The 14768-nt window shown below is 37.1% G+C and carries 16 protein-coding genes; 13 read left to right on the top strand and 3 right to left on the bottom strand.

Features of this window, described 5'->3' with window-relative positions:
• Positions 1 to 23: 23 nt before the first annotated feature.
• From ACRXC1_RS12355 to ACRXC1_RS12335, 5 genes are read left to right on the top strand one after another with little or no spacing between them, the layout of a single operon-like run.
• Complete coding sequence (locus ACRXC1_RS12355) at positions 24 to 992, top strand: TRAP transporter TatT component family protein (RefSeq protein ID WP_433659216.1); 969 nt, start codon at positions 24 to 26, stop codon at positions 990 to 992.
• An 11-nt stretch (positions 993 to 1003) separates the two neighbouring features.
• Positions 1004 to 1981 (top strand): TRAP transporter substrate-binding protein DctP, encoded by a 978-nt coding sequence (gene dctP, locus ACRXC1_RS12350; protein WP_433659214.1) that lies wholly within the window; start codon positions 1004 to 1006, stop codon positions 1979 to 1981.
• A gap of 2 nt (positions 1982 to 1983) precedes the next feature.
• Entirely contained in the window at positions 1984 to 2478 is a 495-nt protein-coding gene (locus tag ACRXC1_RS12345) for a TRAP transporter small permease (RefSeq protein ID WP_392908631.1), read from the top strand.
• Positions 2459 to 3724, top strand: coding sequence for a TRAP transporter large permease (locus tag ACRXC1_RS12340; RefSeq protein WP_433659211.1), 1266 nt, complete (start codon positions 2459 to 2461; stop codon positions 3722 to 3724). The genes ACRXC1_RS12345 and ACRXC1_RS12340 overlap by 20 nt, the downstream gene beginning before the upstream one ends.
• Positions 3725 to 3729: 5 nt before the next feature.
• Positions 3730 to 5193, top strand: coding sequence for a hypothetical protein (locus ACRXC1_RS12335; protein WP_433659209.1), 1464 nt, complete (start codon positions 3730 to 3732; stop codon positions 5191 to 5193).
• 52 nt (positions 5194 to 5245) lie between these two features.
• On the opposite strand, the gene ACRXC1_RS12330 is transcribed toward ACRXC1_RS12335, so the two are convergent.
• A complete protein-coding gene (locus tag ACRXC1_RS12330) occupies positions 5246 to 5878 on the bottom strand; it encodes a hypothetical protein (RefSeq protein ID WP_392908637.1) in 633 nt (210 codons plus the stop codon).
• A gap of 171 nt (positions 5879 to 6049) precedes the next feature.
• Positions 6050 to 6703 carry a hypothetical protein gene (locus tag ACRXC1_RS12325; protein ID WP_433659207.1) on the bottom strand — a complete coding sequence of 218 codons (654 nt, stop codon included), beginning with the start codon at positions 6701 to 6703 and terminating at the stop codon, positions 6050 to 6052.
• Positions 6704 to 7137: 434 nt separating this feature from the next.
• Here ACRXC1_RS12325 and ACRXC1_RS12320 point away from each other — a divergent pair, with 434 nt between their 5' ends.
• The gene (locus ACRXC1_RS12320; protein WP_392908641.1) at positions 7138 to 7629 is read left to right on the top strand and encodes a hypothetical protein; all 492 of its coding nucleotides are present in this window, start codon (positions 7138 to 7140) and stop codon (positions 7627 to 7629) included.
• 11 nt (positions 7630 to 7640) lie between these two features.
• On the opposite strand, the gene ACRXC1_RS12315 is transcribed toward ACRXC1_RS12320, so the two are convergent.
• Positions 7641 to 8618, bottom strand: coding sequence for a DHH family phosphoesterase (locus tag ACRXC1_RS12315; RefSeq protein ID WP_392858908.1), 978 nt, complete (start codon positions 8616 to 8618; stop codon positions 7641 to 7643).
• Positions 8619 to 8729: 111 nt separating this feature from the next.
• On the opposite strand from ACRXC1_RS12315, the gene ACRXC1_RS12310 reads away from it, so the two are divergent.
• The 7 genes from ACRXC1_RS12310 to ACRXC1_RS12280 all read left to right on the top strand — a co-directional run bounded on the left by ACRXC1_RS12310 (position 8730) and on the right by ACRXC1_RS12280 (position 14752).
• Complete coding sequence (locus ACRXC1_RS12310; protein WP_433659204.1) at positions 8730 to 9638, top strand: ABC transporter ATP-binding protein; 909 nt, start codon at positions 8730 to 8732, stop codon at positions 9636 to 9638.
• Positions 9631 to 10383, top strand: a complete 753-nt coding sequence (locus ACRXC1_RS12305) for an ABC transporter permease (protein WP_433659202.1) — start codon at positions 9631 to 9633, stop codon at positions 10381 to 10383. The genes ACRXC1_RS12310 and ACRXC1_RS12305 overlap by 8 nt, the downstream gene beginning before the upstream one ends.
• Entirely contained in the window at positions 10380 to 11891 is a 1512-nt protein-coding gene (locus tag ACRXC1_RS12300) for a Gldg family protein (RefSeq protein WP_433659199.1), read from the top strand. Before ACRXC1_RS12305 ends, ACRXC1_RS12300 begins: the two co-directional genes overlap by 4 nt.
• A complete protein-coding gene (locus ACRXC1_RS12295; protein WP_392908649.1) occupies positions 11891 to 12439 on the top strand; it encodes a hypothetical protein in 549 nt (182 codons plus the stop codon). The genes ACRXC1_RS12300 and ACRXC1_RS12295 overlap by 1 nt, the downstream gene beginning before the upstream one ends.
• 47 nt (positions 12440 to 12486) lie before the next feature.
• On the top strand, positions 12487 to 13158 hold the full coding sequence (locus ACRXC1_RS12290) for a hypothetical protein (RefSeq protein WP_392908651.1): 672 nt from the start codon (positions 12487 to 12489) through the stop codon (positions 13156 to 13158).
• Positions 13159 to 13290: 132 nt separating this feature from the next.
• Positions 13291 to 13953: a thymidine kinase gene (locus ACRXC1_RS12285; RefSeq protein ID WP_392908653.1), complete on the top strand. Its 663-nt coding sequence runs from the start codon at positions 13291 to 13293 to the stop codon at positions 13951 to 13953.
• Positions 13937 to 14752, top strand: a complete 816-nt coding sequence (locus tag ACRXC1_RS12280) for a uracil phosphoribosyltransferase (protein ID WP_393060790.1) — start codon at positions 13937 to 13939, stop codon at positions 14750 to 14752. Before ACRXC1_RS12285 ends, ACRXC1_RS12280 begins: the two co-directional genes overlap by 17 nt.
• Positions 14753 to 14768 lie beyond the last annotated feature (16 nt).

Here is a 14768-nt window from a genome sequence, read left to right as displayed (position 1 = left end):
TATATTAATTATAAGGATGGGCCGTGAATCGCAAAAAATTATTGGCAGTGGGGATATTGTTCATAAATCTAGTTTCTTGCTCAAGTATCAAGAAAGTTGCCACGAATCAGATGGGGGATATGATTTTTGAAACATCTGAAGCCGTTTTTACTGAAGACAATTGGGACTTATTCGAGTCGACAATCGATAGCAATATTAAATTAGTTGAAAACCTCTATGCCGCCGACCGCGAAAACCCTGAATTCATTGTTACCCTAATTAAGGCCTATAGTGGTAAGGCATTTGCCATTGATGAAACTTACTACCTTAAAGATCAGCTACAAGAACTATCAAATTCAAAGTATCGCACAAACGCATTGGCAAACTACACACGTGCTCTAAATTACTCAGCTCTATTTTTTGAAGTGAAAGGATTCAAAGATTTCGATTTCACTCGCTATATTTCATCACCTGAAGAATTTCAAAAATTATTGAATGATAACTTCAGTGATGATGCCACAGATATTGAAGGTGTTTTCTACACAGGACAAACACTTGCCGCAATTATTAATCTTCAAAGAGATAATATGCGTGCCGTAGCTTATCTGCCTCTTGCAAAAGTTATGTATGATTGGTCATGTGAGAAGAATGCTAACCTTGCTCAAGGTGCTTGCGATATCTTCAATGCTTCCTATGCCGCTTCAAGACCACGTGGTCTCGGAGGGGATCCAATTAAAGGGAAACGCTTATTTGAAGAGGCCATCCAAAAGTGGCCAAATAATATGCTTGTTAGACTCTCTTATATTCAGTTCTATGCAGTACCAATGTTTGAAGAAAATACTTATCGCGCTCAAAAGTTAGAAATGAATAAATTTAACAGAGAGAATATGGAACCAACTTATTGGAGTGGAGGAAAAATCGAAACACCAAAAGTTGATTACAATAACCTATTTAATTTAATTGCACGTAAGAGATTAAAAATAATTGAAGGCTTAGAAGACGAGATCTTCTAATTGGAAAAATCATGTCAAAATTGAAAGCATTACTAATTCTATTACTAACGACTAATGTTATGGCCCTGACTTTAAAGGTTGGTGTTCTGACTCCTGAAGGAACGAATTGGGCGAAGAATTTAAAGAAGATGGCAAAGGCCATCAAAAAAGAAACTAATGGTGAAGTAAAAGTGAAGTTCTACTTTGGTGGATCACAAGGAGACGAGCCTGATGTTTTAAGAAAAATTCGCGTTGGTCAGCTTCATGGTGGTGTTTTCACTGCAAAGACATTAGGTGATATCAACGGCGATGTTCGTGTTGTTGAAATCCCATTCAACTTTTTTCATGATCGTAAAAAGGCCCTTAAAACTCTTGATGACTTGACACCATTTTTAAATAAGAAAATTAACGAAAGTAATTTTGTAAATCTAGGATTCTTTGATATTGGAATGGTTTACTTTGTATCAAAAACAAAGATCTCTTCAATCGATAGCCTTAAAGGTGTAAAGATTTGGTCTTGGGAAGGGGACCCTTTAGTTGAAACAATCCTAGAAGAAATGAAGCTTGTTTCAGTTCAACTTCCTCTACCTGATGTTCTATCATCACTTTCAACAGGTATTATTGAAGCAGCTTATGCTCCACCATTAGCAATTCTATCGATGCAGTGGAATACAAAAGTTAAGTACCTAATTGATTTCCCATTAACAATGTCTGTTGGGGCATTCTTAGTTAATGATAAGGTATTTAAAAAGATTTCACCCGCAAATCAAAAGAAGGTTCTTACGATTTCTAAGAAGTATATTGATCTTGTTAAAGCAACGAATGAAAAAGATAATCAAGATGCTCTTGATCTAATGAAGGCATCAGGTGTCGAATTTGTTAAGTTTAGCGAAGCAGACATCAAACGCGGTTACGAAGTTCGTGAAGCAACAATTAAAAAGCTTAAGGGGAAACTTTTTTCTGAGGAAGCTTATAAGAGATTAGAAAAGAGTTTAAAAGCTCAGAAGTAAGTATGATACGCAAAATAGAAGAAGTTACAGATCAAGTTGTTGGTTGGCTCGTTGTGGCCAACGTTGCTATTATGTTAGGACTAAGTGTCTTGGCCATTATCTTGCGTTGGTTTGATATTTCTTTTTCTTGGGTGGACCCTGTGGTTCGCCATCTGGTCTTCGCTCTTGCTTTTTTAGGAGCAACTCTTGCCAGCGGAAAATCGAGGCATATTTCAATTGAAATTCTGCCAAAGTACTTGGAGAGTGAAGGTAAGCATCGCTCTTTATTCTTTTTAAATAAGCTAACTCAATTATGTATTATTGTGGGAACAACTTGGCTCTTTGCCTCAGGTGTTCAGTTCTATAATGTTGAAAAACAATTTGGAAACTTAACTTCACTTGGTCTACATTCTTCTGTCTTAGTTGCAATCATTCCATGTGGATTCGCCTTGATCTTCTTTCGTACGATCTTGGCCTTTTTAAACTTTAAGGAAGATTATGAGCCTCATAACAATTAGTATTGCCGCACTTCTATTGGCACTAATTGGAGTGCCTTTATTTGTCGTTCTAGGTGGACTTGCACTTGCTGCATTCTTTCATAACGGAATTGAGCCATCGGCCGTCTCTGTTGAGATTTACCGTCTGGCCTCAGCTCCGACAATCCTAACGATTCCACTTTTCACTTTTGCAGGTTACTTACTTGCAGAATCAAATGCACCAAAGAGATTATTTCGTTTCACAAACGCTCTGCTTTCTTGGATGCCTGGTGGTGTTGCGATTGTAGGACTTGTTCTTTGTGCCTTCTTTACGGCCTTCACTGGTGCGAGTGGGGTAACAATCGTCGCGCTTGGTGGACTTATTTATCCAATCCTGATGAATCGTGGCCATGATGATAAATTCACGATGGGCTTTATCACGACTTCAGGTTCTCTGGGGCTACTCTTTCCTCCAAGCTTACCGATTATTCTCTATGGAATTGTTGCTGGTGTTGATATCGATCAACTCTTCAAGGCCGGAATTGTACCAGGGATGCTTCTGATTATTGGACTTGCGATTTATTCAATCCTTAAGGCCCCAAAAGAGCGTAGGGAAAAAGGGAAGTTTGATTTAAAAGAAGTTTTACTTGGACTTAAGGGGGCAGCCTTTGAATTATTTTTAGTACCCGCTGTTCTTGTCGGAATTTACGGTGGGATTGTAACGGTAACTGAAGCGGCTGCCTTTACAGCGTTTTATATTTTAATGATTGAATGCTTTGTCTACCGTGATCTTAGTTTTACAAAAGATGTCCCAAAAATTGTTGTGGACTCAATGACAATGGTTGGGGCCATTCTCATTATTCTATGTTGCGCTCTTGGGCTCACAAATTTCTTAGTTGATGAAGAAGTTCCAAATCAACTCTTTGGTGCCTTCAATCATATCCTGACGAATAAGTACGCCTTCTTAGCATTTCTGAACGTCTTCCTCTTAATTGTGGGAAGTTTAATGGACATTTTTAGTGCGATAATTGTGGTTGTTCCACTTATCCTACCGCTGGCGCAAGAGTTTGATATTCACCCAATTCATTTGGCCATTGTCTTTTTAACAAATTTAGAAATCGGCTATATTACTCCTCCTGTAGGGATTAACCTGTTCATTAGTTCGATTCGATTTAAAAGACCTATTACTGAACTGTATCGCTCGGCCTTGCCATTTCTCTTTATTTTACTAATTTGTTTGGCCATTATTACCTATGTTCCTGCTCTGAGTCTTATCTGGGTAAAATAAAGAGGATGAATATTTTTAAATACTTACAAATTTTAGCCTTGGGATTTTCTGCCTCGGCCTTAGACGTAAAAAAGGGTGAGTGGGACTTTGAAGTCTATGAAGGTCCACTCGATCCAAGATTAGTTATTGATTACCAGAATGAAAAACAAGAGTTTTTAGACGAGGTAACTAGCCGCACTTACTTCAGTGAAATGCTGGAACCTGCTATTTTTCATTTAACACAAGAATTTAATCGTTATATCTATCCAAACTTTGCTTGTTCAAAGCATGAGATGGCCGAAAATATTGAGTATATGCGCTATCTTGTTCGCTTAACAAGTATTGCTAGTCTATACGAATTCTATCGTCAGTCGAGTATTGCTCTCTACCAATTAGGAGATGAGAAAAGTTGCTCGCTAGATTACGATGGTATTTTTAAGTCATGTAAACCAAAGTCAAAAGATATGAAGCTCTTTATTAAGAGGGTTTCAGACTATTTTCCAGATATTGTGGACTGGGGGAAATACCCAATCAAGCTACAGACGGATCGCCGTTTTGACTTGGCCAACTACCACCCAAGCTTGGTTAAAATCTTAAATAAGAGCTTTGGTGGAGATAGTAAGTCTTCACTTATTAAAAGCTGTCAATTTGTTAAAAGTGAAATTCAAAGCTTATGTAGCGAAGAAGATTACTACTTATCAGCTATTAATGTTGAAGAAATTAAAAAAGAAATCCTAACGACTAGTGCTTATAAAATTATTAATGCTAGTGGAAAGGGAGAAGCGTGTTTTTCTCGTTATGAAGAAATGACCAAGGATCAGGTTGCCATTGATAATAAGAGTGCTGAAATCATTCGTACCGCTTTAAAAGGCGAAGATGACTTAAAGGTATTCTGGTTTGGTTCTCTGCGCGAGTTCGATGAGAAGGGTATTACTCTCGTTGAAGAAAAAGTTGTTAAGGAAGAGCCTAAAATCGTTGCTAAGGTTGAAGTTAAAAAGCCTAAGCCTGTAAAAACTGTTGATATTAAAACAATTAAAATTGTTAGGAAGCCAAAGCCTCAACCAAAGAAGCCGGAGCCTGTTAAAGAGATTGTCTTCTCTGCATTTGAAACTGCCGTGCTTAATTTTGAAAAGTCGAAAAAGCAGACAGAAGTGGCGATGACTTCGTTTAAGAATGATTATAAATTCTCTAAGAAAACTCTTGAAAGGTTTAATGGTTCTCTTAGAAGTTATCAAACAAGAAAGCAACTTGCTAAAATGAAGAGAGTTGATAATCTTGGAAGCCTTCAGGCTCCAATGAGTTTGACATTTATTAAGTATCTAATCGACTACAACCTTCACCAAGGTCTTTATAATATGACAAGTATTCTAGGGAATGAGTTCTTTGTTATAAATGATCTAGAGGGGAGAAGTCGTCCTATTAAGATTGTCCTCGATAATAATGAAGAGACGAAATTTAGATGGAAGATTTGGGTTACTCAAGCTGAATAATTCTCATATAAAAAAAGGCCCGCTTTAAGCGGGCCTTCTATTTTGTAGATGCTTAATACTTTCTAGAAAGTTTTTTAAGTCTCTTCTCGTAAGCTGACTTAACAGATAGAGCTAGGAAGAAACCAGCATTTTCACCATTCTCATCTTGACCAAATAGTGAGATGTTTCCAACTCTCTTGTCACCAGCTTTGAATGATTTTGTCCATGCAAATCCATAAAGGTTAAAGTTTTGTAGTGGTACCCAAATACCAAAAACTTTTGGACCAACATAGAATGCCATGTTTTTAACTTTTTCAACAGTAAAGGCTACTGCTGGTAGAGCACCTGCTGCTACACCTGGGATCATACGTCCACCAGGAAGAGTCTTAGGGTCTAGTCTGTTTACATCTGATGAGAAAATATCATCAAGTGAAACTGTAAAAGTTAGAACTGAACCTGGACCTTCTAGGTTAGGGTTAAGTCCGATAAATGACTTCTTGTACTTTGGTACCTTGTAAGTAGCACCTGCCATAATTGAAACATCTTCAAGAACCATTGATACAACAACATTATCTTCTAGAAGATTAACATTTGGTCCATCAACACCTGGGATGTCAACATTTCCTTCTCCACATGAAACAGAGAAGAAAGAGAAGCTTAGTAGAGCTACGACTGTCAGTAGTCTTTTTCTTAATGTGATTTCCATATCCATACCTCACTAGTTTATAGGAAAAAATTCTCTCGTATGTTCATCTATCGACAGATATGAAGGGGTTCTTAATTTTTTTTGAAGAAAAAAAAGGCCCCTAGATTCCTAGGGGCATTTTTCCTGTATAGAATGTTTTGGTCAGATATTACAGAATTTTTGGACTACTAATTAGTATCTATCAGCAAGTCTCTCTAGTGATCTTTCTTGTGAGCTTGAAACTGTAAGCGCTAGGAAGAAACCACCGTTTTCACCATTTGCATCTTCACCAACAAGTGAAAGGTTACCAACTCTCTTACTATCAGTGTAGAAACGAGTTGTAAGCATTGCACCTGCCATATTAAGATTTTTTACTGGTACCCAAATACCAAAGATTTGTGGACCTACGTAAAAAGCGATGTTCTTAATACTTGGTACTGAGAAAGCAACTGCTGGAAGGGCACCTCCAGAAACACCTGGAATGGCACGTCCACCTGGCAGAGTAAGTGGATCTAAACGATCAACTTTATCTCCAAAAATATCATCTAACGATACAGAGAAAGCAAGTAGTGTACCGTTTGATTGAAGGTCTGGTGAAACCTCAACATAAGAGTTGTTGTAGTTAGGGATGTTGTAACGTGCACCACCTTCTACACTAATGTTTTCTAGAACGATATCAACTAAGATATCATCACCTAAAAGAACTACTGTTGGGCCATCAACACCTGGAATGTCTAAGTTTTTAGAACTGTCCCCTGAACCACATGACGTCGTTAGTAGCGACAGAGTCATAAGTGCAGATGTGATTAAAAGTTTCGATTGCTTAAATACTACAGAATTTTTCATAATTACCTCAAATGACTTTCTATTGATAATAATTTCCTTTTAATAGAAGTCTCTTTGAAGGCTTGTGCTCTTTTACAACTAATTGAACTCCACTGACGTACGACAAAGACCACAAATCGTTCTCTCTTCAATTTCGATAAATGCATTATGAAGAAATCAAGAATTTAAACAAGGCGATGTTGGGCCGAATTAACTTTTTTTAAAAAAAATGTAAACTTTTTAAAAATTCTTTCAATATTTTTAAGTGGTTAGGTGAGCAGTCCATGACTTTTTTTGAGGGCGAACACCTTGGGGACTACTTGATAATTTTACTTTGAAAACTGCCGTAGAAAATGGCCACCGCCTTCATAACTTGCCGAAACCTTGTTGAAACTAAGGTATACTTCGAAATTTTCCACCTAACATCCTATGAAGGAAAAGGTTAAAATAGAAGGGTGAGATTATTAAGTGACAGAACAAATTTACGAACGAATTCAACTCCAGCAACTAAAAGGGTTAGTCGTAGCGAGGTTTCTACGGATTCTGTTGCTCCTCGTTCAACTAGTGGACAAAAGATTGTTCGTCTTGAAAAGCCTTCTGAGTTAAGTAGAGGCGAGATTAAAGCAAAGATCGAAAATCACAAAAGAGAAAAAGAAGAAAAGATGAAAGCTGCTATTGCTGAACATAAGGCGAGTAAGCAGGCACAAGCGGCACCTAAGTCTCCAGCACCAGCTCCTTCTCAAGAGCAAAAGAAAGCAGAAGTTATCAAAGAGGCAACAAAGGCCGAAGTGAAAATTACTCCTGAAGGTGAACCTTTTGGTGATATTGCAAAGAATGATCCGAAGGATCCATCAACTCAGGAAAAGCTAAAGGGTGTGCTTACGGCGGGTGCATTTAATTTTTCTGATAAAGAAAGAGATGTTCTAGCAAAAATTCTAAATCAATAGAGAAGAGTTCACTACTCAATCATTAATTCAATTTTTTCAATGACCTCAGGAATAACCTTAGCAAGGTTTCCATCAATGATTGTCGCAGCAGAGTGATTGTGACCTCCGCCTCCTAGAGCCTGTGCAATGACACCGACATCAACAGTCTGGTTGACTGAGCGAAATGAAATCTTAACTTTGTCACCAACTTCTCTAAACATACAAGCAACTTCAATTCCTTCAAGAATAAGAAGGTGATTGATGAAGCCATGAGTGTCTTCAGTCTCACAACCAAAACTTTCAATTTCTTCTTCAGTTAAAGAAATCCAAGCGACCTTCCCATTTGGACTCATCTGACAAGATGAAAGAACCTTTCCAATGAGCTTCATATACTCAACTTGTTTAACACCGTTGATTTGGTTGAATGCTTGTGGAGGTGAAATTCCCGTATCCATAAGTTTGGCAACGATTCGGTGAGTGTTACCTGTTACTGTAGGGTAGCGGAATGAGCTTGTGTCGATAATAATTGAAGTATAAAGGGCCAAGGCCATCTTCTTGTCAAATTTTACACCAAGGGCCTCGATTAATTCGCCAACCAATTCTCCTGTTGCTGCCTTTGTTGAATCCACACAGTGAATGGCGGCGATCTCTTTAGGGCAAGGGTGGTGGTCAATGAATAGAAGCTCACTTGATTTTAAAACAAGCTCTTGTACGTTCTTTCCAATTCTTGGAAGAGCGTTAGTATCTGTTACGATAAATAAGTCAATTTTATCAAAGTAGTCTTTTGAATCATTGTAATTTGTAATCACACCATCTGGGTCTAGATAGCGATAGCGATCGAATAACTTTTCTTCGTTAATACAAATTGCATTCTTACCTAATTTTCGTAAGGCCATACATAGGGCAATCTCACTTCCAATACCATCGGCATCAGGAAAGATGTGAGTTGTAATAACAATATTATTAGCTTTTTCAATAAGCTTCTTAAAGCGATCTACATTTCTGGTCATATTTATCCTAGTCGGCAGAGTTAGGTAAATGATTAAATTTTAAGACTTTTCTTATTGTTTCATTTTTTGTTAGGATTTTAAAGAAGGATTTTTAATTTAAGGACTTATAGAATGAGTGACAATAACCTTGTAGAGTTGTCGGACATTAGAAAAACATTTCCTGGTAAAGATGTTCTCAAAGGGGTGAATCTCACAATCGGTCGCAAAGGTGTCTTAGGATTTCTTGGGCCAAATGGTGCAGGTAAGTCGACTCTTATGAAAATCATCCTTGAAGAGCAGGAGTATACAGCTGGCAGTCTTATTAAAGATAGCGAGTTAACGATAGGCTACCTTCCTGAAGAGCCAGCGCTATATCGTCATATGTGTGTCAGGCCATTTCTAAAATTCGTCCAAGAGATTTATCAAATTGCAGATAGTACTTATTCAATTGAAGAAGTCATCGAGAAGTGCGGACTTACAGAAGTCGCTCATCAGAGAATTGAAAATCTATCCAAAGGCTATAAACAAAAAGTAGGGATTGCAGCGGCCATTTGCCACAACCCAAAGCTTCTTGTGCTAGATGAGCCACTTGTCGGCCTTGATCCTCATGCCATTATTCAAATTAAAGATGTTATAAAAGATCTTTCAAAAGATCATACAATTTTTATTTCTTCTCACCAGTTAAGTGACCTTGCTTCAATTTGTGATGATATCGCAATTTTACATGAAGGAGTCATTGTTGCTCATGGGCCAATAAATGACATTGAGAAGAAACTTGAGGTCTCTCAAAGAGTTGAAGTTGAATTTGAGTCAGTTGATGAAGATAAGCTTCAAGGCCTAAAAGAGATGGGAATAAGCTTTATTAAAAAGAATGATATTTACGAGTTTAGTGGGCAAACACAAGATAGTGACTTAAGAATTACACTTTCGAAGTACTTTGCTCAAAATGACCTCGCTATTTTATCGCAACAAAAAATCAAGGTTGGGCTTGAGGATATCTTTAAGAAGCTAACAGCAAAGAAGGAGGAGACTCATGAATAAGAAACTTCCTCTCTTTAAAGGTATTAAACTTATTTATAAGAAAGAAATAAGTGAGAGCTTTTCATCTCCAATTATTTATATTTTTGCGGCCATTTCAAATTTTATTATGTCTGCAATTTTTTATAATAATCTGCAGATGGCACCACAATTAACAAATAAGACAATTGTGGACTTTGTGATTGCTCCGACTTTTTCGGCTCTAAATTTTATTCTACTCTTCTTTGCTCCAATGTTAACGATGGGGGCGTTTGTTAAAGAAAAGAGAGAAAATACTTTTGGGCTTCTAAAGCTTTCGAATTTAACAGATGATTCAATCTTCTTTGCTAAGTACTTTGCTGCTGCAACAAAGCTTGTTTTCATTACTTTACCAATCTTTATTATTCCACTTTTCTTAGCACCAAAGGGTTTTAATGACTTTGCTATTTTATTTACAAATATGCTGGGAATTTACGGACTAGGGCTTTGCTACTTAATTGTTGGTCTTAATGCTTCATTGTTGAGTCGCTCTTATATTGCATCTATTGTGATTTCATTTGGTGCACTATTTTCTTTCTTAATTATTTATGCAAGCTCGAATGTCATTGATAATGAAATGATTCAGGCCATGATGAGATACTTTAGTTTCAGCTCACATATCTTCTACTTCGCTAGAGGGGCAGTTTCAAGCTTTGACTTAGTTTATATTTTTTCTTTCATAGGCTTTTTTAGCTTCATTGGTATTCGCAACTTGGGGGTTAGAAAATGAAAAAGATTTCTCTAAGCCTATGTGCAATTTTCTATCTAATTGCTTGTTTTTTATTTCTCATTATTCCTGAGCACATCTTCTTAGTAGGTGCGACATTTATTATTGCTCTTTGCTTAACGATTCTATCTTTCTACTTTCATCTTGAAGAAGTTAGAAACTTTGTAAAAAGTACTTTTGGAAAGAATCTTCTTTCTAACTTTACGGCATTCTTCTTACTATTTTGTATTCTTGCCGTCTTAAATCTAATCGTTTTTAAGCGTGGGCCAATTTGGGACTTAAGTAAGAGACAATTAAATACACTTTCTGAGTTGACTGTTAAAACAGTTAAAAAGATCGATGATAAGGTTGAAATGGTGGTCTTTTCTAATAAAGACTCTAAGAATGCCATTCTTTCTCTTCTCGAACTTTATAAGAATCAAAATCCTTCACTTGTGACTAAGTTTTATGATCCAGAGTTAAGACCAGATATGATAGCTCAATATGGAGTGACTGTTTCTCCTTCAATTGTTTTAACAAAGCAGGACGGTCAAGAACTTAAGAAGGTTGTTGTCACTCGTATTCTTGAGCTAGGAATTACTAATGGCCTTATCCGTCTTGAAAGAGAAAAAGATCCGGCAATCTGTTTTAATTATAATGCTAAATTTCAAGATAGCACTGATAATGGATTTACAGGACTTCTACACGTATTAAAGCAATCTGCTTATCGCTTAAATATTGTGGATCTTCTAAAGGCAAATGAAATTCCTAAATCATGTGATGTCTTTACTATTCTTGAGCCAACAAATGATTTTTCAAAAGAAGAAATTTCAAAATTAGAAAGTTATTACTTTGATGGTGGCCGTGTCTTTGCTGCGTTTATGCCAAACTTTCACGGTGAAAAACTTCCAAATCTTAAGAAGTTCTTTTCAACTAATGGACTTAATATCGCAAATGATATTGTAATGGACCCAGTTAATGGCCTTGAATCATCGAAGGGAACAGCTCCTATTATTTCTCGCTTTGATTCTTTAAATATTAACTCTGACTTTAAAGAGAGAGTTTTCTTTCCACTTGTTTCATCAATCTCGTCAACTCTGCCACAAGAAGAGCAGGGAAGTTATCATGCTCTAGCAACATCGACTCCGGAGAGCTGGGCCGAAAAGAAGATGATCTCTGTAATTGCAGGAGATGTGAAAAAAGATAGTGAAGATATCGAAGGCCCGATTGATATGGCAGCGGCCATTACAAGAGATGGTGTTCCTGCCATGGTGGCCATTGGGAACTCGGCCTTTATTTCTAATAAATTCTTTAGCTACCAAAGTAACTTTAAGTATATTTCAAACCTTTATCACTGGTTATCAGGTCAAGGACAATTAACATCACTTCATTCGGTAGTATTTAAAGAAATTCCGCTTTTAGTTTCGGATATTGAAAAGAAAGTGATTTTTTATTTTTCTATTGTTGTTCTTCCTTTAGCATACCTTGTGATTGCTCTGGTTCTTTTTCAGAGAAGGAAGTTTTCAGCTTAATGAAAAATCGTTATCTCTTTATCATATTAGTTCTTTCAATTTTTGCAGCTTACTTTTTAGTTGAAAAAGATGAACAAAAAGAAGTGGCACTAATAAATCAGAAAAGAAGTATTCTAAGTTTTTCAACTTACGGAAAGGTTAACTCAATCAACATTGCAGGAAGTACAATTATTGTTAAAGATGCAATTGAAGAGAATCTTAATCTTTTCTATGATGAACTTCAGAAGCTAAAGGTTGATCGAATACTTGAAAGTGAAGAGGTTAACGAGGACTTATTAAAATTTGATGGGGCAGAGACTATCACTTTTAATTTTGCTAATGGAAAAGTTGTTAGTTTCATGGTGGGAAAAAAAATTGAATTAAATCAGTCATTTTATTTGGCCGTAAAAGATGGCACAAAGTCGACGTGGCTTATTGCTCGCTTTGAGACTGCCTTTCCAGCAGATGCTAAGGATAAGAATCGAGATCGCTCAAGTATTCCATACGAGAAATTTCGTGAAGTTTTACAAACACCAAAAGAGTTCTTTTTTACTGAACTAAAAAAGTAGGTCATTGCCTAGTTTCAATTTATTAGGAACTCGATTAAAATAGAGACGTGCTAGAAATATATATTCAATACATTAAATATCTCCTTTATCCAAAACTTGTGAACTCAAATATCGCAGAGCATAGGTTAGAGATTGAGCGCATCAAAGAGGCCAGACTTTTTGAGATCGTAAAAGAGGAGAGTGAACGAGGAATTAATTTAAAATTCGCTGACTTCGCCCTAGCTTCTTGGCCATTTGTTTTTATCTACGGCCTTTACTCATTAGCGCAAATTCATATCGGGATTAATCTTGCAGGAAAGATGGCCGAAGATGGATTCTTACCAGCAGTATTTTCGTCGAGTGAGTTTCAGCAAAAACTTTTCCTTTTTTCGACGCTATTTAAAGTTGTTTTCTTTCCACTTTCTGCTTGGGTATTTGTTAAGTTTTGGCGTCTCATAATCACAATATTTGCTAGTCTGTTTGATAAAGACCTAAAGGAAATTGAGTTAGAAGACGTGATTGCAGGTGCGTTAGTTGGGAACTTCTTCTTAATTATTCCAATCTTTGGAGATTTTTTAAAATTTATTTCTCAGGCAATCTACCTGTACTTTGGACTGCGTTATAACCTGCGTTTCTCATTTGTGCAGAGCTTCTTCATTCTTATGTCTCCGATTTTACTCATCGTAGGCTTCATGCTCTTTATGATGATGTACCTTATGCTCATGATAAGCTTTATTTAGTCAGTACGCGTTGAGCGCGTTGCCTTCCAGTTTTGAAAGAAGATGTAAGTGGCCTAAAACTGGCCCGGCCGTCATAATAGAATTTAGAGACACAACACAAAAAATATCTGACATTAAGAGGAGTTTAAGTCAATGTACGCAAGTCACGCACACGCAACTGGTGGCATTGAAGTCGTATGCGGCCCAATGTTTTCTGGAAAAACGGAAGAGCTTATCCGTCGAGTAACTAGAGCGCAGATTGCTCGTCAAAAAGTTCAAATTTTCAAACCTGTTATTGATGATCGCTATCACAAAACGAATGTCGTAAGCCATTCTGAGAGACATGTGGAAGCTGAACCAGTCAAAGACGCTGTTGAAATCTTACAGAAGGTATATGATTCAACTCGTATCGTGGCAATTGATGAGGTTCAATTCTTTGATGCAACAATTATCAAGGTTGTCTCAAAGTTAGCACGTCGTGGAATTCGCGTTATTTGTGCTGGTCTTGATCAAGACTTCAAATCAAAACCATTTGGTCCAATGCCTGAGCTTTTATGTATTGCTGATGATGTAATGAAGATTCAAGCGATTTGTACAGTTTGTGGCGCACCTGCTTCGAAGTCATACAGATTACCAACTGACAATACAAAAACAGTTTTAGTAGGTGAAGCCGATCTTTACGAAGCACGTTGTCGAGCTCACTTTGATTACTACGAAGAAGATGAAGATGTTAAGGCATTTTCGATTTCACTTGGAGGCCTAAAAGAGGTAAACTCTAATGGCGAGGTGAAATTGAATAATGAAAACACAATCTAAAAATTCGAATCATTACAAAATAAGTCAAATCGAACATAAATATGGAGAGAATGTTTTTATTCTCTCCAATCCTCTTGCTGAAAGTTTATTAGCACGCTTTTCTAGCGAAGGTGTGATTCAGCCAGAACTAAATCACTTAATTCATAAGCTCTATTTTATTTTACTTGAGTCTGTGCTTGGAAACTCTTTTCCAAAAGAAGTGGTTGAAGTGCGTTCTCGTATGGCGGGACTCACTGATAAGGCAATCTTTAAACAAGAAGTGATAAAGAGGGAGCAGCCTGTTCTTTGTGTGGATCTTGCACGTGCAGGAACTTTTCCAAGCCACGTTTGCTTTGAGAATCTAAATTATTTTTTAAACCCAGAGCTAATTCGCCAAGACCACTTCTATGTTCAACGCAAGGTTGATGAGAATGAACAGGTGATTGGGGTTGATGTTTCAGGATCAAAGATTGGCGGTGGTCAAGAGAATGCAATCGTTCTTCTTCCTGATCCAATGGGCGCTACTGGTGGTTCAATGTCATTTGCCATTGGTCACTATAAAGACAAAGTTAAGGGGCGTGCACTTAAGTATATTTCACTTAATCTTATCGTAACTCCTGAGTATATTAAGAGAATGCAAAAAGACCATCCTGATGTTGAGATCTATGCTCTACGCCTAGACCGTGGGCTATCTCCTGATCATGTCTTAAAGACGGTTCCAGGGACTTTGTGGGATGAGGAAGTTGGTCTAACAGGTAAGCAATATATTGTTCCTGGCGCAGGTGGCGTTGGGGAAATTTTAAATAATTCATTTGTATAGGAATTAAGGAAGAATT

The organism is Halobacteriovorax sp. GFR8, from assembly GCF_050955245.1.
Taxonomy (GTDB): Bacteria; Bdellovibrionota; Bacteriovoracia; order Bacteriovoracales; family Bacteriovoracaceae; genus Halobacteriovorax_A.
This window is presented reverse-complemented; position numbering and strand designations above follow the sequence as displayed.